Origin of the sequence: Roseospira visakhapatnamensis (assembly GCF_014197915.1) — a bacterium.
Classification (GTDB): Bacteria; Pseudomonadota; Alphaproteobacteria; order Rhodospirillales; family Rhodospirillaceae; genus Rhodospira; species Rhodospira visakhapatnamensis.
Window position 1 is genome coordinate 1 of sequence record NZ_JACIGK010000095.1, and the last position, 1,198, is coordinate 1,198.

3 protein-coding genes are annotated in these 1,198 nt (G+C 63.4%); all 3 read left to right on the forward strand.

The features are described 5' to 3' along the window. The coding region (locus GGD89_RS19645) for a helix-turn-helix transcriptional regulator (protein WP_221238585.1) at positions 1–294 on the forward strand (294 nt) is incomplete at its 5' end. 66 nt (positions 295–360) lie between these two features. Beyond that, positions 361–648, forward strand: coding sequence for a toxin-antitoxin system TumE family protein (locus tag GGD89_RS19650; protein ID WP_184049252.1), 288 nt, complete (start codon positions 361–363; stop codon positions 646–648). Continuing rightward, positions 645–998, forward strand: coding sequence for an HVO_A0114 family putative DNA-binding protein (locus GGD89_RS19655; RefSeq protein WP_184049255.1), 354 nt, complete (start codon positions 645–647; stop codon positions 996–998). The genes GGD89_RS19650 and GGD89_RS19655 overlap by 4 nt, the downstream gene beginning before the upstream one ends. Positions 999–1,198 lie beyond the last annotated feature (200 nt).

Sequence of the window (1,198 nt, forward strand, 5' to 3'; positions counted from 1 at the left end):
TGCTGCGATCAAACGGTGCCTGTCATGAGCCGGGAAAAGACGACGGGCGCGGCCGGCTGGCGCGGCGACTATCTGGCCCTGCATGCCCTGATCCGCCGCCGCCGCAATGCCCTGCGTCTGACCCAGGCGGAGGCCGGCGCCGCCATCGGCCTGTCGGAACGCTCCTACCGCGACATCGAGGCCGGCCGGCGGGACATCGGCGCGGAAGCCCTGTTCCGCCTGTGTGCCGCCTTGAACCTCCGCCTCGTGCCGGCCGAAAACCGGCAGGATCTGGCCGGTTTTGAGGAACCGTGAGATGGATATGCGAAGCGTCCATATGGTATTTGACACCATATGGCGGTGTATGGTATGAAATGCCATATGAAAGCCCGGCGCATTTTCCATGACCGGAAGGACTATCCGGACGGTGCCATCGCCGAACTGACCATATGGCGGGTGCCGAAGCCGGTCCTCGGAAGCGCACATGACCTGAAATACAGCCTGTTCTACGGGTATCCCGGCCAACGGTTGGTCGGATACGATAACGAGCGGGGCAAAGGCGATCACCGCCACATCGCCGATCAGGAAGTCCCATACACCTTCACCACGGTCGAGGCCCTGATCGCCGACTTCGTGGCCGATGTAAAAACGTTCCGAGGTGATCCATGAGCGGCAGCAATACAGTCAATGTGCATGTCGGTGGCCTGGAGGACATGGGGCGGCGCTTCATCGACGCCTGGCACCTGGCTGAACGCGGCGAAGAGGTCGACGAGACTCACGTCACCGTCCATGACCTTCCCGCCTTGCTGGCGGCGCTGACGCCCAAGCGTCTGGACCTGCTGCGATACGTCCGTCACCACGAGGTGCGGACCGTCAAGGCTCTGGCGACCGACCTGCGCCGCGACTACAAGAACGTCCACAAGGATGTGGAAGAGTTGACCAGGTTGGGTCTGTTGACCCGCACCGCCGGTCAGGTGGTGGCGCCCTATGGCGAGGTCGAAGCCCGGTTCGTTCTTTAGCGGCGCACCAGAAACCAGCGCGTTCCGGACAGCCCCCCGGCTCCGTCACCGAAGACACGTCTATGACTGAGTGTGTGCCTGTGCCCGTAGACCCCACGGGGGAGACGGTCACGGGCCGGACGACGCGTCTCAACATCACCATGGATACGACGTTGGTGGCGGCCATCGACAGCGTGACAAGCAACCGGAGCGCGTGGCTG

Bases quoted from the DNA above. Each gene is read 5' to 3' on its own strand.
- GGD89_RS19655 (WP_184049255.1), top strand. From the start codon at position 645: ATGAGCGGCAGCAATACAGTCAATGTGCATGTCGGTGGCCTGGAGGAC.
- GGD89_RS19650 (WP_184049252.1), top strand. From the start codon at position 361: ATGAAAGCCCGGCGCATTTTCCATGACCGGAAGGACTATCCGGACGGT.